This is a genomic window from Metabacillus sp. RB-C-LZQ-3-1 (assembly GCF_058315175.1).
In genome coordinates this window covers 154,405-172,684 of sequence record NZ_JBZFLI010000006.1, presented here as the reverse complement: position 1 = coordinate 172,684, position 18,280 = coordinate 154,405, and the positions used below count along the sequence as shown (strand labels likewise).

Genomic DNA, 18,280 nt, shown 5'->3' with positions numbered 1-18,280 from the left:
ATTGGTTCAACTAACTGTCAGTGGGGATGAAGAACCCCCACTGATGGAAGTTTCCCTTTATTATTATTTCGTTAATTCTTGTTCCTCTTGATATGGATGAGCCACCCATCCTTCTGTTTCAATAAACAAGCGTACAGCCACAACTTGGCGGTCTTCCATTAATGTAAAGAAATGTGGATTGCCTTCTGGTACAGAAATAACATCGCCAGCTTCTAATTCTACATCAAAGTATCCAGTTTGATCATCACCTTTAATAATGAAAATCCCATGTCCTGCTGTAATCGCACGAACTTCATCTTCAGTATGTGTATGAACATTTTCAAACTTCTTTAAAAGCTCTTCAAGATTAGGAGTTGCATCAGATAAAGCAACGATATCCCATGTTTTATAGCCTCTTCTTTCTGCTAAATCTTCAATTTCAGCTTTGTAGGTTGTTAGAATTTCAGATTTTTCCTCATCACTAAGAACAAACTTTTCAACTAAATGTGATGGGAGCTTGCTCATATCCCAGTGTTCATAAAGTACACCTTGTTTCTCTAAGAATGATGAAACCTGCTCTTGACCTTCAATTACTTCATTTGTGTTTCTAACTTTAATGACTGCCATTATTTTCTCCTCCAATTTATATTTGATTTTTGAATTTCTATCTAGCGATATGCCTTCAATGTCATTAGTTTCAAATGATAAGAAAATAAGAATTCGCTAGCCTCTAAATATTTCTTTGCCTCCAAAGCATCTCTTCCCCATACAGTAATTCCGTGATTACGAATGAGGACTGCTCCTGCATCCGCTTTAACAAATTCACTAAAATCACTTGCTAGTGTAGGGATATGGGCATGATTGTAAATAATCGGAATTGTAAACTCAGCATCTTCATCCCACAATCCGTAGGCTTTAATAATTTCTTGACCTTTAAATGTTATCTTTCCTTGATCTCCATAAAGTTCTGAAATCACATTGTTATCAACGGTATGAACATGAAGACTGCACCCGGCATTGGTTTTATTAAAGATTTCAACATGTAAAAGAGTTTCTGCTGATGGCTTTAAATGTGTGTTATTAACAGGCAGTCCCTTTCCATTGACTAGTAAAAAGTCTTCATTTGTCTCTTTTGTTTTATCCTTTCCACTTGCCGTTACAAGAAATGAAATAGGATCATCCTCCACTTTGATCGCCAAGTTACCACTTGTCCCTGGGAACCACTCTCTCTTTGCCAGCACTCTCTTAATGTCTGCTAATTCTCCCCATCGTTGCTCTAGTAAACTCACACACTTACCTCCTCTAGATGATCAAGAATGTCCATTACATCAAAAAATGTTGTAAACGACTGATGTGGCAACTGTAACTCTTTGCATTTTTCTAATAACAGATCTCTAGCAATCACAAAATCAGCTAATTTGGCGGCCTGTAAATCTGTAATTGAATCTCCAATAACAATTTTCTTTTGATTCGTATTTGTAAGCTGTCGAATGAGTGACGGCTTACAGCATCCACATTCATTCGTGCATTGTTCGTCACAACTGTTTGGCCATTCAATCTTGATTTGCTCATTTGAGAAATTAGCCACATTACAGTAAATCTGGTCTTCATTAACCAGACCTTGAAGTAGAGGATATACAAAAAAGTCAATTCCCCCACTAACAATATAAAGCGGGATATTGTTTTCCTTTGCGTATCGCACAAAATCTTGAAAACCTGGACGAATCTCAGCATGCTGAAGGATAAACTCCACAATTTGTGTTTTTGATGAAGAGGGAAGTAATTGAAACATCTTCCCAACTCCTTCTTTAATGGAGATCTCCTGTGAGAGAACTCCATTTTTAAGAGCATCCCATTCTGGTGGTGCAAACTCTTTCATGATCGCAATAATATTATCTGTCTCGGTAATTGTTCCGTCGAAGTCACAAATAATTACTTTGTCACTCATTTGCTCACCTCTTTGGCACCCCATAAATCAATGGCAAGCTTAAGATCTTCACTCTTTTCAGCTGCTTCTTTTAGTGTGATACCGGAAAGAGTGGCATCAATAGCAGCACGGAATGCTTGTCCTCCCCCAATTGCTCCATTTGGATGACCATGAACTCCGCCACCAGCATTAATGACTGAATTCACCCCAAAATCATTTACTAATATTGGAACTAATCCTGGATGAATACCAGCAGATGGAACCGGGAATGCTTGCTTAAATCCATCTTCATTTAAGCAGTTTTCGGCAATCCCAAGTGCTACATTTCGATCTAATGCAACACTTCCATATGGTGATGGGAATAAAGAGAAATCAGCACCAGACATACGAACTAGCTTCCCTAATAACAATGAGTTTGAGAATCCGTATAAGCTTGATGCTGTTGATGCACCACTAACTGCTGGATGCGCCATTATTGGGACAGCTATCTCTGGATCTTCCACTAAGCTTTGCATCACGTCTAAACCATATGCAAATACATTAAATAGCAATACACTGGCTCCGAGCTCAGTTGCTCTTTTCGCTTTTTCTTTTAAGTCAAAGGTTTTCCCTGTTAAGTTAACCGCATATAACGCTTTATGACCTGTTTCTTCAAATACTTGCCTCAATACTTCTTTACCAACTAAAATGCGGTTTTCAAAAGGTGTTAAAGGATTATCAAAAAGAATCTCATCGTCTTTTACTAAATCTACTCCACCTAAAATCTGCTGCTTTAATTGGTCCTTTAAATACGAAATATCTCTCCCGATGACACCCTTAAAAATACTCATTAAGAGTGGTCGATCGTTGACTCCAACTAATTCACGGATACCTGCTACACCGAATTTGGGTCCCGGAAAAGTTTTTTTCATCTCATCCGAAAACTCTAAATCAAGCAGCTTTACCTCACCATCAAGAGATAATTTACCGAAAACAGTCGTTAAGATTGCTGGCAGATCGTGGCTATAATTTAAGCTTGGATAAGCAATCTTGATTTCCCCTCTTGTAACAGGCTTTCCAAGATATCGGTTTGTTTTCTCACAGCTTTCTAGTTGACTGACTTCTAATACACGACCTTTATGTGCTTTTAATTGCTCTTGTTCAAGTAAAGGGAGTTCTGTCCAAGAGCCAACTGTTAGACCTAATGCAATACCCTCAGCTTTTTTGTGTAAATCACCTTTTGCATCGTGTACAAGATATGTAGCAATAACTTCACTCACTAAATAACCCTACTTTCTCAATACATATGACATTTTCTGAATCTTTCTATTTATCATACTAATTTTAACATCATTTATTTGCTAATGCATTTGATTCCTTTAGTCAATCTTGAACATTTCGTTTCAACATCGAGCCTTCTCTCTTAATTTAAGATCATGTTTAACTAAAGCGAAAAAAAAGCCCCTTTGAATAGATCAAAGGGGCTTTTTTACGCACATAAGTAATAAGCAATCTCCCTTATCTATCAGCATATGCTGCAAGAATTAGCACCGTGCTTAACAGGATGTCAAGTCGGTTGCCGGGCTTCATAGGGCTAGTCCCTCCACCTGCTCTTGATAAGAACGAAACGTTCATTTTTTGAAATTAATAAGAATTATGACAGATCACATATAGCATGTCAAGGCTAAAAGAATAAAGTAAGATACATGGTAAATTAGAAAATGTTTAATCGTTTTATTCTTTCAACTGCTTCTTTAAGTCTTACTTCTGTTGTTAATAATCCAACCCTAACATACCCTTCACCAAATTCTCCAAACCCAACACCAGGAGCTACGACAACATGAGCATTCTCAAGCAAATAATCTGAAAAAGCCTGTGAAGATTCAAATTGACTTGGGACTGGGAGCCATGCGAAAAATGATCCGGCTGGTGCAGTTACTTTCCACCCAATTTCATGACAAGCAGATATAAGTGCATTTCGTCTAGACTCGTACATAGCATTTAGTTCCTTAACGCATGTTTGCGGGCTTAAAAGTGCATGTGCAGCTGCTTCTTGGATTGCGCTAAATACACTCACATACATATGATCCTGTAACAAATTAAGTGCCTCTATTACAGACGGATTACCGACAGCAAACCCAATTCTCCAACCTGCCATATTATAGGTTTTTGAAAATGTGTAAATTTCAATTCCGACATCTTTTGCTCCATTCGTCTCCAAGAAGCTCACCGGCCTTTTTCCGTCAAATCCAATCGCGCCATACGCGAAATCATGAACAACACAAATATCGTGTTTTTCTGCAAACTGAACAGTCTCTTCAAAAAACTCTTCGGTTGCCGTTGCCCCAGTAGGATTATTCGGATAATTAATAAACATCAATTTCGCTTTATCGATCACTTCTTTTTGCAGGCTTCCGTAATCTGGTAAAAATTGATTTTCCTCTAATAATGGCATGAGTTCCATTTTTGCACGAGCTAATTCCACTCCAGACCAATAATCAGGATAACCAGGATCTGGTACAAGCACAACATCTCCTGGATTCAACAAACATTGCGGAACTTCTACTAGACCTGCTTTTCCTCCAAAGAGAATGGCTACTTCTGACTGTGGGTCAATATTAACTCCATATTCTCTTTTATAAAATGTAGCGACCGCTTCCTTCAAAAATGATTGGCCACGAAACGGTGAATATTTATGATAGTTTGGATTTTTTACTGCTTTTTCCATTGCTTCAACAATATGTCCCGGTGTTGGCTGATCGGGATTCCCTTGACCTAAATTAATGACATCGTGACCTTGCTCAATTATGTTATTCACTTTTGCAACAAGGCTCGCAAAAAACTGCTTCGGTAATGTATTTAATAATTCCGATTGTTCAAATATTTTCATTTTCGACACCTTCTCAAAAAATTCTTGAAATTCTAGTCACAAATCATATATTGTTAGTAACAACTTGTAAAGTAAAAAATTTTAAAAATGAAGGTGTGAACCAAATGAAACCTATCATTACGTGTATTCAATTAGATATCAAATTCGGTGATCCGGACTTAAATTACCAACAAGTTGAAGAGAAGATTGCCTTAGCTGTAAACCGGGAAAAATCAACGACGATCGTTCTGCCAGAACTATGGACAACAGGATATGATCTGACACGATTAGATGAAATTTCTGATCAAAATGGTGAGAAAACAAAAATGTTTTTAAGCGGCCTTGCACAAAAATATTCTGTTCACATCGTTGGCGGTTCCATTGCTAAAAAAAATGAAGGTCACGTCACAAATACAATGTTTATTGTCGACAATACTGGTCAAGTTATCCACGAATATAGCAAACTTCATTTATTCAAACTGATGGACGAGCATCATTACTTAACAGCAGGAAGTGAAAAAGGACTATTTGAACTTGGCGGAATAAAAAGTGCGGGTGTTATTTGCTATGATATTCGTTTCCCAGAGTGGATTCGTACTCATACAACCCAAGGTGCAGAAGTGTTATTTGTTGTAGCAGAATGGCCAATGCCCCGTCTACATCATTGGAAAACACTTCTACTCTCAAGAGCGATAGAAAACCAATGCTATGTTGTGGCATGCAATAGAGCAGGCACTGATCCTAATAATGAATTTGCGGGACATTCCATTATCATTGACCCTTGGGGAAATATCCTAGCTGAGGCAGATGAAAATCCAGGCATGATATCAACTGAATTGGATATTGAGTTAGTTAAGCAAGTTCGCAGTCAAATTCCAATCTTTGATGATCGTCTTCCTGAATATTATTAGAAAATGGCGAAGGCGCTTAGCTTAGTATTAGGCGACAAGTATAGGAGAAGCAGGAATAGAAGGTGTTCTTTACCTTCAATTTCTTATAGTCAAAACATTGGTTTTTTACTACTACCCTTAAATTAAATACATTTTGATCACACAAATAAATTCACAAATATTTAGGCAATTCTATAGATTTTCTATTGACAAAATCTTAGGAACATTGATAATATGCTAATCAAGCGTTATATTTTTCTAGGAAAGCATTAAAACCTAAATAAAATAAAAAAATCTATTATTTTTAAAAATAATCTCTTATCAAGAGTTGGCAGAGGGACTTGGCCCAATGACGCCGCAGCAACCGACCGTATTTCAACCGTTATGAAATAAATCTGGTCTATGACCAGTAGGGCACGGTGCTAATTCCACCAGAAAGGAAACTTTCTGAAAGATGAGAGGTGCGAAGCTATGACTTCAAGCCTCTTTCAATCTGGAAAGAGGCTTTTCTTATTTTAGAAAAGCCTCCAATCATAATATTACTTGGAGGTCATTCAAATGTGCGCAAATAAAAAATCTTCAGCTTATGAACCATTAAATGAAAACGGAGCAATCGCTTTAGCAAAAAAGCTGCAGCTTTTTGATGAGAACAGTCAATTAACTTGTAATGAAATAGGGGACGGGAATTTAAACCTAGTTTTTAAAGTGACACATAATGAAAATGGTGAAAGCATCATCATTAAACAGGCTTTACCGTATGCAAAGGTTGTTGGTGAAAGCTGGCCATTAACGTTAGATCGTTCAAGAATCGAGACAAATGCTCTTCTTAAGCAAGCAGAATTTGTTCCACAATATGTACCAAAAGTGTTTTATTCAGATGAATCCCTTGCCATCACCATTATGGAAGATCTGTCACACTTACAAATCGCTCGAGCTGCTTTGATAGAAGGTAAGGACTTACCACTTTTATCTCAACATATTGGAGAATTTTTAGCTAAAACATTATTCTATACATCTGATTATGGGGTAAATCAACATTATAAAAAAGCTTTGGTCAAACAATTCATTAACCCTGACCTATGTAAAATAACAGAAGACCTTGTCTTTACAGATCCCTTCTTTGATCATGAAACAAATGAATATGAGACAGAACTTCAACAAGATGTGGAAAAGCTTTGGGAAGATCAAGCCTTAAAATTAGAAGTAGCAAAGTTAAAGCAGCTTTTTCTAACAAAGGCTGAAGCACTCGTTCATGGTGACCTACATACGGGTAGTATTTTTGCCGATGAAAACGAAACAAAAGTTATTGATCCAGAGTTTGCTTATTTTGGGCCTATTGGTTTTGATGTGGGGCAAGTATTTGCTAACCTTCTCTTTAATGCACTAGCTCGTGATCCAGAGAATCAAGAAGTCATTTATAACCATATTGAAACAACGTGGAATGTATTTGTGGCAGAATTTTCTCTAGCATGGAACAAAGATGCCCTTGAAATTTTCACCAAAGTAGATGGCTATTTAGAATATGTTTTAACTGAAATATTTGAAGAAGCCGTTGGATTTGCCGGTTGCGAAATTATTCGTCGTACAATCGGATTAGCACATGTTGCTGACTTAGATACAATCGAACCACGTGAAAGAAGAATTGCAACAAAGCAGGTTGCTCTCTCTTTAGGAAGTGAATTAATCAAAAACCGAAAATCGATTACATCTCCAAAGCAATTTAAAGAATATGTTAAACAAACCGCCGTACAAGTCAACTAATGAAATAGCAAACTAAAGGAGTTTTTATAAAAATGACTGCACAAAATTTCGTTATACCTCGTTCTGTTCTTTGGAAGGGTGAGTATATTTCATTATTAAATCAACAAAAAATCCCTAAGGTTACTGAATACCTCGAACTAAAAACAGTTGAAGATGTTTGGGAAGCTATTCAGTCTTTAAAGGTTAGAGGAGCTCCTGCAATCGGCATTACTGCAGCATATGGTTTAGCATTAGCAGCTAAGCTTGATTCTTCACATACTTATGAAGGTTTTCTTCGTAATCTAGAAAAACATCGTAATTATCTAGCTAGTTCAAGACCAACAGCTGTAAACCTTTTTTGGGCATTAGATCGATTGATGAATAGTGTTAAAGAAGTAACAGATATTGATAAGGCAAAGGCAACACTCCTAAGCGAGGCAAAAGCAATTGAAGCTGAAGATGAACAAGTATGCCAATCAATTGGTGAACATGCTCTATCTGTTTTTAAAGATGGAGATCGAATTATGACGATTTGTAATGCAGGTTCTATTGCAACCGCTAAATATGGAACAGCTCTCGCACCTTTTTATCTTGCAAAGGAAAAGAATATACATTTAAGTGTATTTGCATGTGAAACCAGACCTGTTCTTCAAGGAGCTCGCCTCACCACATGGGAGCTGATGCAAGCAGGTGTTGATGTCACATTAATTACGGATAATATGGCGGCACACACTATTAAATCAAAGAACATCTCTGCAATGATCGTTGGTGCTGATCGAATTGCTGCTAATGGTGATACAGCAAATAAAATTGGAACCTTTAATCTTGCACTACTCGCAAAAGCCTTTAACATTCCGTTCTATGTAGCAGCACCATTATCAACGTTCGACATAGCCATTACAGACGGAAATCAAATACCAATTGAAGAACGTCACTCAGAAGAAATTACGCATATTCATGGAGTTCAAGTAGCCCCAGAAGGTGTAAAAGTATTTAATCCAGCATTCGACGTCACACCGAATGAATTAATTGCTGGGATTATTACTGAAAAAGGTATTTTAACTGGTGATTATACGAAAAGTATTTCAACATTATTCCAAAAGTAACTAGTAAGTGAAAGTTTGTTGCGAAGTCCTAACAATTCTAAAATAAGATAAAAAGAACAAAGTGTTCACTCCTGTCTCGTGCCACTTTGTTCTTTTTGATTATCTTACAATCAGTTTTCGGGATTTTTTTGAAGAAGATTGCTTTTTTCTTGCTCTGTTAAGACGTGTAGCTTTGACAACAGAATAGAATAAAAATACACTTTTTGATAACGTTTGTTTGGCCAAAACATATGACTTGCCCCTTTCTTTACCTTACGCAACTTTTTTCTCTTAATGACATAATATGTTACGAAGTCAATAATGTGACAAGTCATGAGTTACTCTTGAAATAATACCTTTTCATGAGTTAGCAAAATAGCTTTTAACTCGGTTTTTGTCCCAGCATATCCCGTTAACTTTTTGTTTTTACCAATGACTCGGTGACATGGAATCAAAATAGGAAGTTTATTTGCTTTATTTGCTTGTCCAATTGCTCGAACGGCATTTTTTTGACCGATACCAATCGCTATATCTTGGTAGCTGCAAACCTTCCCAAAAGGAATATCTCTTAGTTTATCCCAGATCCTTTTTTGAAAGTCTGTTCCAATAAGCTCCAATGGTAAATCAAATTCTTTTCTCCCTTCATGAAAGTACTCATGTAATTGTCTGATCGCATTCTGTAATACATTACATCGCTTTTCATGATCAAAGAGACAAGTTTTTCCTGACCGAAAAGAATCAAATTTTTCTGTTGTTAAAAACAAATTCGTTATTTTTTCACCATTAGAAACAATAGTTAATTTTCCTAATGGTGAATCATAAAAACCATAATAAATCATAAAAACCCTCATTTGTCTTTTTCTTATTCTATAAGCTCACGAAAAAATAACCTATTAACATGTTATTGTCTAATAGGTAACGTTATATGAAAAGTTGTTCCTTTTCCTTCTTCACTTTCTACATCTACTTGCCCTTGGTGCTCTTCAATAATTTTATAGCTAACCATTAAGCCAAGACCAGTCCCTCTTTCCTTTGTTGTATAAAAAGGTTGCCCTAGCCGTTTGATTTTATCCTCTGGGATACCTGACCCTCTATCTGTGATGGATACCAAAAGATTATCCTGATCCTTTTGTTTAATCTTCACATCAATTTGACCACCATTTGGCATAACTTCAATTGCATTTTTTAACACATTAATAAACACTTGCTTTAATTGATTCGGCTCACAATAGATTAAAGGAAGATTCTCTTCGATTTCAAGTATCATTTGAACATTGACGAGTATAGCTTGGGCGTTCAGCAATTCGGTTGTTTCTTTCATGATGATGCCGAGATCTTTCTTTGAAAATTTAATTGCCTGGGGTCTAGCAAGGATGAGAAACTCTGTAATGATAGATTCAATTCTACTTAGCTCTGACGTGATGACATTAAAATACATAGAAAAGTCCTCTTTCACACTTCCTTGTAAAAGTTGAATAAATCCCTTTAATGCTGTCATTGGGTTGCGTATTTCATGTGCAATTCCTGCTGCAAGTTCTCCAACAACATTTAATGTATCTGATTTTCGCAATTGTTCTTCTAATTCCCGCTTTTCTGTTACATCCCGAAACACTGCCAGATTCATATCTTCATTTATATGATGTTTTAACGAAATCTCTAATATTTTCTCTTCCCCATTATCAAAGGTATAGATTGCTTCCTGAGTTTTAGCCTCATAGAAATCTAGCTCTTCTTCTTGATAGAGATCATCCATCCTTGAAAAAAGGATATCACAAATTTTATACGATTTTATATCACTTGACGAAAGATTCAATATTTTCCTTGCAGTAGGATTTGCTTCTATAATTTCATAATCATTATTAAATAAGATAATACCATCCATTGCTGCGTTAAATATATTCCTAAATTTATGCTCGCTTTCCCTTAAGACCTTTTCCATTCGTTTTCTTTCACTTACATTACGAAAAATTGTAAGATGATGTCCGTCTAAAATGTCCATTTTAGACGTAAACTCAAGTTCTTTATTTTGACCATTTGGCATATGAAAAAGCAATTCTTCTCTGATAGCCCCTGTTTGAAAATATTCCTTTTTCACTCGACGAAAACTAGATGAACTTTGATCCACAAAGTCTAAAATATTTCTTTGAACAAGTTCTGTTTCACTAAGTTCAAAGGTTCGACTTGCAGCTTGATTGACTTTTAGAATTTGACCATTCTTTTCCCAAATCACAATAGCATCAATGGCGTTTTCAAAAATTTCTCTAAAACGTTCCTCACTTTTATATAGCTTCATCTCCATTGATCGTTTTTCAGTAATATCCCGCATAATAGCCATATAGAAACCATTAATAATATTTGATGTAGTAGTAAACTCAAAAACCTTTTTACTTCCATTTTTAAGTAACACTGGGAGTTCTCCCTTTGCACTCCCATTTTCTTTTAACATATTCCATAGTCGATCCAATTTATATAGATCAGGTTCATCAATAAAATCTCCTAAAACAAATGATTTCAATTGGTTTTTATTAATTTCAAAGCTTGTACAAAAGGTTCCATTGGCATCGATAAATGCTCCATCTTGATCAAAAATGACAATTCCATCTACTGCTCGGTGAAAGAGGTCTTTGAAAAGCTGTTCATTGATCGTTCTTTCGCGCTCAAGCATTTTTTTAAATGACACATCTTTGATCATAGCCAGGTCATATCCGTTTATCGCCTTTTTGCGTACAGAAATCTCTAAAAACTTAACCTGTCCATTCTCAAGCTTTACAATTAGTTCATTTCTATTAGGATTATCCTGATAAATTGTATCCAACATTTGGTTCAATTGATTTTTTGGAATCAATGATAAAAAATCGTACAGGCTTTTTTGACATAACTCTTTTTTCTTTAATTGAAACATGTGACATGCAGCAGAGTTCACATCAATAAATCTCATATTTTCATCAAAAATAGCTACCGCATCTAATGCACCTTCTAGAATATTTTCGTGCTGCAGTAACTTAGATTTTAGCATTTCATTTTCTTCTTCTAATTTAGCTAATTGTGCTTTTAAGGTAACGATTTCGTGATCCTCCATCGTTTGTTTCAATTCATTCACCCCTATTGATGACAAACTTTCTTCTATAAGTTCTATTCTACAAGTTCTTTCATTGTCCTTCACCTATCTACAAAATGATAGAAATTGTTTCTTTTTTACTGTAAAAGGTGTAATATAATAAGATGTTTTGTATAATCTTTGTTGTAATAAGTAGTGGGAATAGTTGTGCAGCTCGAGCATGCTCTGTTCTTTCAATTGTACAAAGGTCCTATTTTAAAACAATTTCAAAGCGAATATTCACAAAAGCTGTCATCTTTTTACAACTAGATGACAGCTTTATTACGTCCCTAATAAAAAAACAATCTCTATCGAAAACACTGTAATAAGTACACTAAGTTTATGTGGGAAAACAATGTTTATTTCCATCACGATTAGGGAATAAAAAAAGATAATTTTACGATTTACTACTTCAAGGGGAATGATAAATTAATGAAAAATCGTTTGAGTTATTTTGATAATGCAAAATTCTTTTTGATTTTTTTAGTGGTTTTTGGGCATATTATCCGGCCATTTATCGATGAAAGTGATATTATGCTGACGATTTATAAATTTGTCTATACATTCCATATGCCGGCATTTATTTTAATCTCTGGTTATTTTGCAAAAGGTTTTAATAAAAAGGGGTATGTAGGGAAAATTGCGAAAAAGCTTATTTTGCCTTATCTTATCTTCCAAGGAATTTATTCTGTTTACTATTTTGCAATTGCAAAACAAGGGGCAAGTGTTCTAGATCCGTTAGATCCTCACTGGTCATTATGGTTTTTAGTCAGTTTATTTTTCTGGAATGTTTTCTTATTTGGAGCAACAAAGCTTTCTCCTAAATGGGCGTTATTTGTTGCATTTACAATCGGAATTGCCATAGGATATTTTGACATCGTAAGTAATTATTTAAGTTTATCAAGAACATTTGTGTTTTTCCCATTATTTTTAATTGGTTTTTATTTAAAGAAAGAGCATTTTACGTATATCACCAAACCAAATATTCGAGTTATTGCTGTGATATTGCTAACCATTACATTCGTTTCTTATTTTTATCTTGACTTTGATTATGAATGGTTATTTGGTTCAAAGCCTTATTCACAGTTTGGGGAGATTTCGATTTTTAATGGTTTTATTCGAATGGGCTTTTACACGTTAACATTGATTACATCTCTTAGTTTTTTATCGTTAATCCCTACCAAACATGCTTTTTACACAGAGTGGGGAACGAGAACATTCTATGTATACCTTCTTCATGGGTTTATCATTCAGTATATGAGAAATAGCGAAGCCATTCAGTGGTTAGGTGATTATCAAAGTATTGCCTTGCTTACTATCCTATCAATTTTGTTAACAACAGTTTTGTCAACAAAAACAGTGAAAGAAATTACGAGCCCGATCATTGAGTTGAAGCCGTCTCATTTGTATATAAAGCCCTTTTTATTAAATAAATAATGTTCATTTCTATTGAGGCATTTTCCTTTAAAGGGGAATGTCTCATTTTGGTTTAAAAGCCTGGAATTCCTTCCATACTGTGGTTATATACCCAATTGAAGCAATATGGTAAAATAAATAATTGATTGCAACGCTTTATGCAATGTTTTTATAAAATCAGATAGAAGTGGTGTGAAAATGAAAACTGTTTTATCAACATTAAATGCTAAATATATTCATACTAGTTTGTCAATTCGCTATTTAAAAGCATATGCAGAGCCTGAGTATGCAGTAGAGTTAGCCGAATACACAATCAAAGATCCCGCTATGAATATTGTCACTGACCTTCATGCAAAAAAGCCAGAGGTTATCGGGTTTAGCTGCTATATTTGGAATATTGAAGAAACAATTAAAGTGGTAAAAATGTTAAAAAAGATCAATCCTTTATTGACCATAGTTTTAGGTGGGCCAGAAGTTACTTATGATACGAGAGAGTGGATGGAAAAAATTCCTGAAGTTGACTTTATTATCATTGGTGAGGGAGAACAATCCTTTAAACAACTATTAGATGAATTGCATGGTGAACAAAACTTTGCAAATGTTAGTGGGATTGCCTATCGTGAAGAAACGACAATACACATTAAACCACAACGTAATAAAATTGACTTAAAAACATTACCTTCTCCATTTCGCTTTAAAGAAGATTTACCTCAGCTCTCAAAGCGCGTTACGTACATTGAAACTAGTCGTGGGTGTCCATTCAGCTGTCAATTTTGCCTTTCCTCCATTGAGGTAGGTGTTCGCTATTTTGATCGTGAAAAAGTAAAAGAAGATATTCGCTTTTTAATGGAACATGGTGCAAAAACGATTAAATTTGTTGACCGTACATTTAATATAAGCCGCAGTTATGCAATGGAAATGTTTCAATTTCTAATTGATGAACACAAGCCAGGCACCGTATTTCAATTTGAGATTACGGCCGACATTATGAGACCAGAGGTTATTCAATTTTTAAATGACAATGCCCCTAAAGGATTGTTTAGATTTGAAATAGGTGTTCAATCAACAAATGATGCAACAAATGAACTTGTCATGAGAAAACAAAACTTCAGTAAATTAACGAGAACCGTTACAATGGTAAAAGAAGGCCAAAAAATTGATCAGCATCTTGACTTGATTGCTGGTTTACCTGAAGAAGATTATCATTCCTTTAAGAAAACCTTTAATGATGTTTTTGAATTACGTCCTGAAGAGCTTCAGCTTGGATTTTTGAAAATGTTAAGAGGTACTGGTTTAAGATTGCGGGCAGAAGATCATGGATATGTTTACATGGATCATTCCCCTTATGAAATTCTGAAAAATAATATTCTATCCTTTGAAGACATTACAAAAATTAAGCATGTAGAAGATGTATTAGAAAAATATTGGAACGATCATCGAATGGATGAAACAATTGAATACTTGGTTTCAGAGGTTTTTCCAACACCATTTGATTTTTTCCAGGACTTCGGAACATTTTGGGATGAAAAAGGCTGGAGCAGAATTGGTCACCAGCTAGAAGATTTATATAAACATTTATTTGAGTTTCTTGAAAGCTCTAAACGAGAAGAGGTACAGATTGTCACTGGTTTTATGAAATACGATTACTTGCGCAATCAAAAATACAAACCGCGTAAACCATGGTGGGATGACTCATTATCTAAGCAAGATCGCAGTAAAATTTATCACTCCATATTAGACAATCCGCTTCTCTTAGGCGAAGATTTTGCGAAAAAACAACTCACAGAAAAGGATTTATTCAAACATACAGTTCTTGAAACCTTACCGTTTAACTTGAACCACTACGTTAAAACAGGAAAAATAGTGCAAGAAGACTCCTTTATTCTTGTCCATTATGATGCTATTAACACAAAAACATCTGTTTTTACAGCTTTATCTCGTGAAATCGAATCAAAGGTAGGATAAAGAACAAAAGCGCAAGCGCCTTGATCAGCCTAAGGCAATAAGACGATTTAGAATAGAAGGGTTCTTCGCCTTCTATTCTAAATTAGCTAGTCCCTAGAGGAAGTCTTAAATCGAGACGTCAATCTCCACGACTGCACTTGCACGTCCCTGTGCTTCGGAGCTGGATGTCAAAGCGATAACTATAGTGTTCAAAAATTTCATACCAAAAAAAAAGTGAGAGAAGCCCTCTCACTTTTTCTTTTCTTTCTTTTTATTCCCTTCTAGAGCACCATAAATTTGAGATGCATTTACGTCTCCCATTTCATGCCCGAATTCCTCTTGCAGCAAATCTTTATCAGTAGGAATTTTATGATTTTGCATATCTTTGCTTTTCATTTTATTACGTGTCATGATGATTTCCCTTGCTTTCCATGTTTCGAATTTCGATTTGCACCCTTAATTGGATTTTCATCATCATTAATTTCAGCAAATTCCACATCTGGAAGACTTTCTGTTGGCGTATTATTATGTTTTACAGCCTGATTTCGAAAAGCTTTTCTCTTCAATATACTCACCTCAAATGATAAGTTTCAAGATACTACCTTTTTATTTTCTCGTTATTTCCGATTTCTATTAGAGGAAGAAATCGGAAAGCACACTCCCCCTATGGTTGGATATCCTAAAAGTAAATAAAGAAAGAAAGAAAGGTGATATATGTGAAGAAAGAAAACGAAGACAAATTTTCACTTGATGAAACATTACCACATCAAATCCATGCACCCTCTTGGAAGGGTACTGGTATGAAAATGGAGAAACCTTTCGTGAATGACTACGGAGTGATGATCGGAGATAGCTTTTATAATTCAGAAAATTCTCCTTTAAATCATTGGAGTGATGATATTGATCCCGCTATTATGGCCGGAGATCAGTGGGTACACCCTACAAATGATATCGGATGGAATACACCTGAAAATAGAGAATTACTTGAGGAAAAACGAAAACCTAACGGAGTTCCTTTTATGCACCCTGATAAAGATGTTAGTTATGATAGTGACTAACTTTCATGTAAAAAAAGATGACTCGTAATGAAAATTCCCTTTTCATTTGAGTCATCTTATGACGATTTTATTCATTTGTGAGATATTGCTTAAATACTTCTTTTACCTTAGGAACCACGAAATGGCTTCCGCCTCTATCTTTTACATCTTCGATCATCATTGTAACGAGAAGTTTTGGATTGTTTGTATTTACGCCTACAAACCAGCCATTTTCTTTGCCTGTTTGATCATCTTTCGATTGTTTCAGTTCAGCTGTTCCTGTTTTTCCGGCTAATTGAAGTCCTTCTACTATCGGCTTATAAGCCGTACCGTTTGGATCATTGACAACTTCTTCTAAGTTTGTAAGGATGATGTTTGTATTGTCTTCTGAGATGATCTTTTCTTTCGAAAAAGTTGTATTTGCCTCATCCTTCACTTCAAGATATGGTTTTACCATATTTCCGTTGTTCACAAATGTTGTATATGCTGCAGTTAAATGAAATGGACTCATTAAAATCTCTCCCTGACCATAACCGGAATCAGCCAATAGCTGTTCATTTGAAAGATTTTCATTTGAAATAGTTGAGGTTGAGATTGGAAAAGGAAAGTCGATTTCTTCTTCAAATCCAAACTTTTTCAATCCATTTACCATTCCCTCTGCTCCTATATCCAGAGCTAATTGAGCAAAGTATATATTATCTGAGTAGATTAGTGCATCTTTTAAATTTACGTTTGAGTCAGTCTCTGACACTCTTGTAATGGAATAATTCCCCCAGCTGCTATTTTTCCTCCATGTTTTTCCATTTATTTGTTTCTCCTCTTCAGGATTTAATACACCTGCTTCTAAGCCTATAGATGCAATAATTGGTTTTAATGAAGACCCAGGTGAAAACGTTTTATTAAACCGAGCCATTAACGGCTTAAGTGGATCCTTTGATAATGCAGTGTATTCAGAGGATGATAAACCATAGATAAATTCATTCGGGTTATAAGAAGGACTGCTTACTAATGCTAATGTTTCACCAGTTAAAGGATCCATTGCAACCGCTGTTCCTGCTTCACCTTTTAACTGATCGTATAATTGTTTTTGCAGCTTTCCATCAATTGTTACTTTAATATCCTCCCCGTTTACTGGCGGTTTTTCAGCAATAACCTTATCTGTTCCTTCGATGTAAATCGTGTAACCTGTCTCACCTTTTAAACGTGATTCAAATACTTGTTCCAATCCAGCCTTACCAACAAGTGACTGACTGGAATACCCTTCATCTTTTAATTCTTCAAGCTGCTCAGCTGTAATACTCCCAATATACCCCGTTAAATGAGCAGCCGCTTCACCATAAGGATAAAATCTTGCTGGGACATCTTTTTTTTGGACAGATGGAATCGCGATTAATTTCTCTAGTAATTTCTGGTTTTGTGGATCAATCTTTTTAATTGGAACGAAATATTCAGGTTGGACCCAACTTTGTGATAGTTTATCTTCTACCTCTTTCACTTTTAATGAAAGTAATTCAGCGATAGATTGAATCGTCTCATCCCGATTTTCCGGAAGATTACCTGGTACAATGCCAATTTCATATGCCAATCCATTTACAGCAAGACCATTATTTTTTTCATCAAAGATTTGGCCGCGTTCAGGTGCTATACTTCTTACTCTAACCTCCTCATTCCCTTCTAATTCCGGAAAAATCATCGATGGTGACCATTGAACAAACCAATCTTCTCCATCTTCAGTCTCTTCTTTGACAATATCTACATCCTGATCAAAAGTGATTGGACCTGCTAATGTTTCCATTGAAAGTGAAAACGGATAAGTGGCCTTTGTTGCCTCTTTATCGATCTCTTCTTCTTCTGGCATCTCAAACTCAATCTTTAGATCTTTTACAGACACTCCTTCGTAAATACCCTCATAACGACTAACAAACTTGTCTTTTGTTATGGTTTTCTTGGAACTTGACGAAAGTTTATCGTACATTTCTGAAAACTTTTGTTCATTCCATAGTTTTATGTATTCAGAAAACCGGTCTGCAGCAGTTGGTGCTTCTGTACACGCACTTAAAAGCATCATCAAACCGAAAAAGACAAGTGCCGCTAAACCTTTTTTCATTGCGCTCCCTCCTTCTTACATATTGTACCAAAGATTACGTTGTCATCAATTCATAACAACTGACTTTTTTTCGAAAAGAACGTAACAAATCTCTTAAAAATGAAATCAAAAAAGAATCATCCAAATATTGGTAGACCTGATTTTAAATAGTTAGATTAAATTTTACAAATTCATAAGTTGTTTCATTATCATTTTTGTAGACAACTAAAA

At 35.4% G+C, this 18,280-nt stretch carries 16 protein-coding genes and 2 riboswitches; of the genes, 6 read left to right on the top strand and 10 right to left on the bottom strand.

Annotation, left to right across the window (positions count from 1 at the left end):
- Positions 1 to 63 precede the first annotated feature (63 nt).
- The 5 genes from AC4GZ8_RS11890 to AC4GZ8_RS11870 form a co-directional block, all read right to left on the bottom strand.
- A complete protein-coding gene (locus tag AC4GZ8_RS11890; protein ID WP_491082061.1) occupies positions 64 to 606 on the bottom strand; it encodes a 1,2-dihydroxy-3-keto-5-methylthiopentene dioxygenase in 543 nt (180 codons plus the stop codon).
- Positions 607 to 647: 41 nt separating this feature from the next.
- Positions 648 to 1,268 carry a methylthioribulose 1-phosphate dehydratase gene (locus AC4GZ8_RS11885; protein WP_491082060.1) on the bottom strand — a complete coding sequence of 207 codons (621 nt, stop codon included), beginning with the start codon at positions 1,266 to 1,268 and terminating at the stop codon, positions 648 to 650.
- Positions 1,265 to 1,927, bottom strand: coding sequence for a 2-hydroxy-3-keto-5-methylthiopentenyl-1-phosphate phosphatase (locus tag AC4GZ8_RS11880; RefSeq protein WP_491082059.1), 663 nt, complete (start codon positions 1,925 to 1,927; stop codon positions 1,265 to 1,267). Before AC4GZ8_RS11880 ends, AC4GZ8_RS11885 begins: the two co-directional genes overlap by 4 nt.
- Positions 1,924 to 3,165: a 2,3-diketo-5-methylthiopentyl-1-phosphate enolase gene (gene mtnW, locus AC4GZ8_RS11875; RefSeq protein ID WP_491082058.1), complete on the bottom strand. Its 1,242-nt coding sequence runs from the start codon at positions 3,163 to 3,165 to the stop codon at positions 1,924 to 1,926. Before mtnW ends, AC4GZ8_RS11880 begins: the two co-directional genes overlap by 4 nt.
- Positions 3,166 to 3,400: 235 nt before the next feature.
- Positions 3,401 to 3,508, bottom strand: a riboswitch (SAM riboswitch).
- 91 nt (positions 3,509 to 3,599) lie between these two features.
- Positions 3,600 to 4,775, bottom strand: a complete 1,176-nt coding sequence (locus tag AC4GZ8_RS11870) for a pyridoxal phosphate-dependent aminotransferase (protein WP_491082057.1) — start codon at positions 4,773 to 4,775, stop codon at positions 3,600 to 3,602.
- On the opposite strand from AC4GZ8_RS11870, the gene AC4GZ8_RS11865 reads away from it, so the two are divergent.
- The 3 genes from AC4GZ8_RS11865 to mtnA all read left to right on the top strand — a co-directional run bounded on the left by AC4GZ8_RS11865 (position 4,739) and on the right by mtnA (position 8,490).
- Entirely contained in the window at positions 4,739 to 5,665 is a 927-nt protein-coding gene (locus AC4GZ8_RS11865) for a carbon-nitrogen family hydrolase (protein WP_491082056.1), read from the top strand. The two genes, AC4GZ8_RS11870 and AC4GZ8_RS11865, sit on opposite strands and share 37 nt — an antisense overlap.
- A gap of 294 nt (positions 5,666 to 5,959) precedes the next feature.
- Positions 5,960 to 6,105, top strand: a riboswitch (SAM riboswitch).
- Positions 6,106 to 6,202: 97 nt separating this feature from the next.
- A complete protein-coding gene (gene mtnK, locus AC4GZ8_RS11860; RefSeq protein WP_491082055.1) occupies positions 6,203 to 7,405 on the top strand; it encodes an S-methyl-5-thioribose kinase in 1,203 nt (400 codons plus the stop codon).
- Positions 7,406 to 7,437: 32 nt separating this feature from the next.
- Positions 7,438 to 8,490, top strand: coding sequence for an S-methyl-5-thioribose-1-phosphate isomerase (mtnA, locus tag AC4GZ8_RS11855; RefSeq protein WP_491082054.1), 1,053 nt, complete (start codon positions 7,438 to 7,440; stop codon positions 8,488 to 8,490).
- Positions 8,491 to 8,807: 317 nt separating this feature from the next.
- On the opposite strand, the gene AC4GZ8_RS11850 is transcribed toward mtnA, so the two are convergent.
- Together AC4GZ8_RS11850 and AC4GZ8_RS11845 are read right to left on the bottom strand one after the other, a co-directional pair.
- Positions 8,808 to 9,308: a methylated-DNA--[protein]-cysteine S-methyltransferase gene (locus tag AC4GZ8_RS11850; RefSeq protein WP_491082053.1), complete on the bottom strand. Its 501-nt coding sequence runs from the start codon at positions 9,306 to 9,308 to the stop codon at positions 8,808 to 8,810.
- Between the two features lie 62 nt (positions 9,309 to 9,370).
- A complete protein-coding gene (locus AC4GZ8_RS11845) occupies positions 9,371 to 11,560 on the bottom strand; it encodes a PAS domain S-box protein (RefSeq protein ID WP_491082052.1) in 2,190 nt (729 codons plus the stop codon).
- Positions 11,561 to 11,998: 438 nt separating this feature from the next.
- Between AC4GZ8_RS11845 and AC4GZ8_RS11840 the strand changes: the two genes are divergently transcribed.
- Together AC4GZ8_RS11840 and AC4GZ8_RS11835 are read left to right on the top strand one after the other, a co-directional pair.
- Positions 11,999 to 13,003: an acyltransferase family protein gene (locus AC4GZ8_RS11840; protein ID WP_491082051.1), complete on the top strand. Its 1,005-nt coding sequence runs from the start codon at positions 11,999 to 12,001 to the stop codon at positions 13,001 to 13,003.
- Between the two features lie 177 nt (positions 13,004 to 13,180).
- A complete protein-coding gene (locus AC4GZ8_RS11835; RefSeq protein ID WP_491082050.1) occupies positions 13,181 to 14,947 on the top strand; it encodes a B12-binding domain-containing radical SAM protein in 1,767 nt (588 codons plus the stop codon).
- 228 nt (positions 14,948 to 15,175) lie between these two features.
- Here AC4GZ8_RS11835 and AC4GZ8_RS11830 read toward each other — a convergent pair whose 3' ends face one another.
- Positions 15,176 to 15,337: a hypothetical protein gene (locus AC4GZ8_RS11830; protein ID WP_491082049.1), complete on the bottom strand. Its 162-nt coding sequence runs from the start codon at positions 15,335 to 15,337 to the stop codon at positions 15,176 to 15,178.
- Complete coding sequence (gene ykzP, locus AC4GZ8_RS11825; protein WP_491082048.1) at positions 15,334 to 15,501, bottom strand: protein YkzP; 168 nt, start codon at positions 15,499 to 15,501, stop codon at positions 15,334 to 15,336. The genes AC4GZ8_RS11830 and ykzP overlap by 4 nt, the downstream gene beginning before the upstream one ends.
- A 141-nt stretch (positions 15,502 to 15,642) precedes the next feature.
- On the opposite strand from ykzP, the gene AC4GZ8_RS11820 reads away from it, so the two are divergent.
- Positions 15,643 to 15,984, top strand: a complete 342-nt coding sequence (locus tag AC4GZ8_RS11820) for a DUF3905 domain-containing protein (RefSeq protein WP_491082047.1) — start codon at positions 15,643 to 15,645, stop codon at positions 15,982 to 15,984.
- 67 nt (positions 15,985 to 16,051) lie between these two features.
- Here the strand turns inward: AC4GZ8_RS11820 and AC4GZ8_RS11815 are convergent, their stop codons facing one another.
- Complete coding sequence (locus tag AC4GZ8_RS11815) at positions 16,052 to 18,070, bottom strand: penicillin-binding transpeptidase domain-containing protein (RefSeq protein WP_491082046.1); 2,019 nt, start codon at positions 18,068 to 18,070, stop codon at positions 16,052 to 16,054.
- Positions 18,071 to 18,280: the final 210 nt, after the last annotated feature.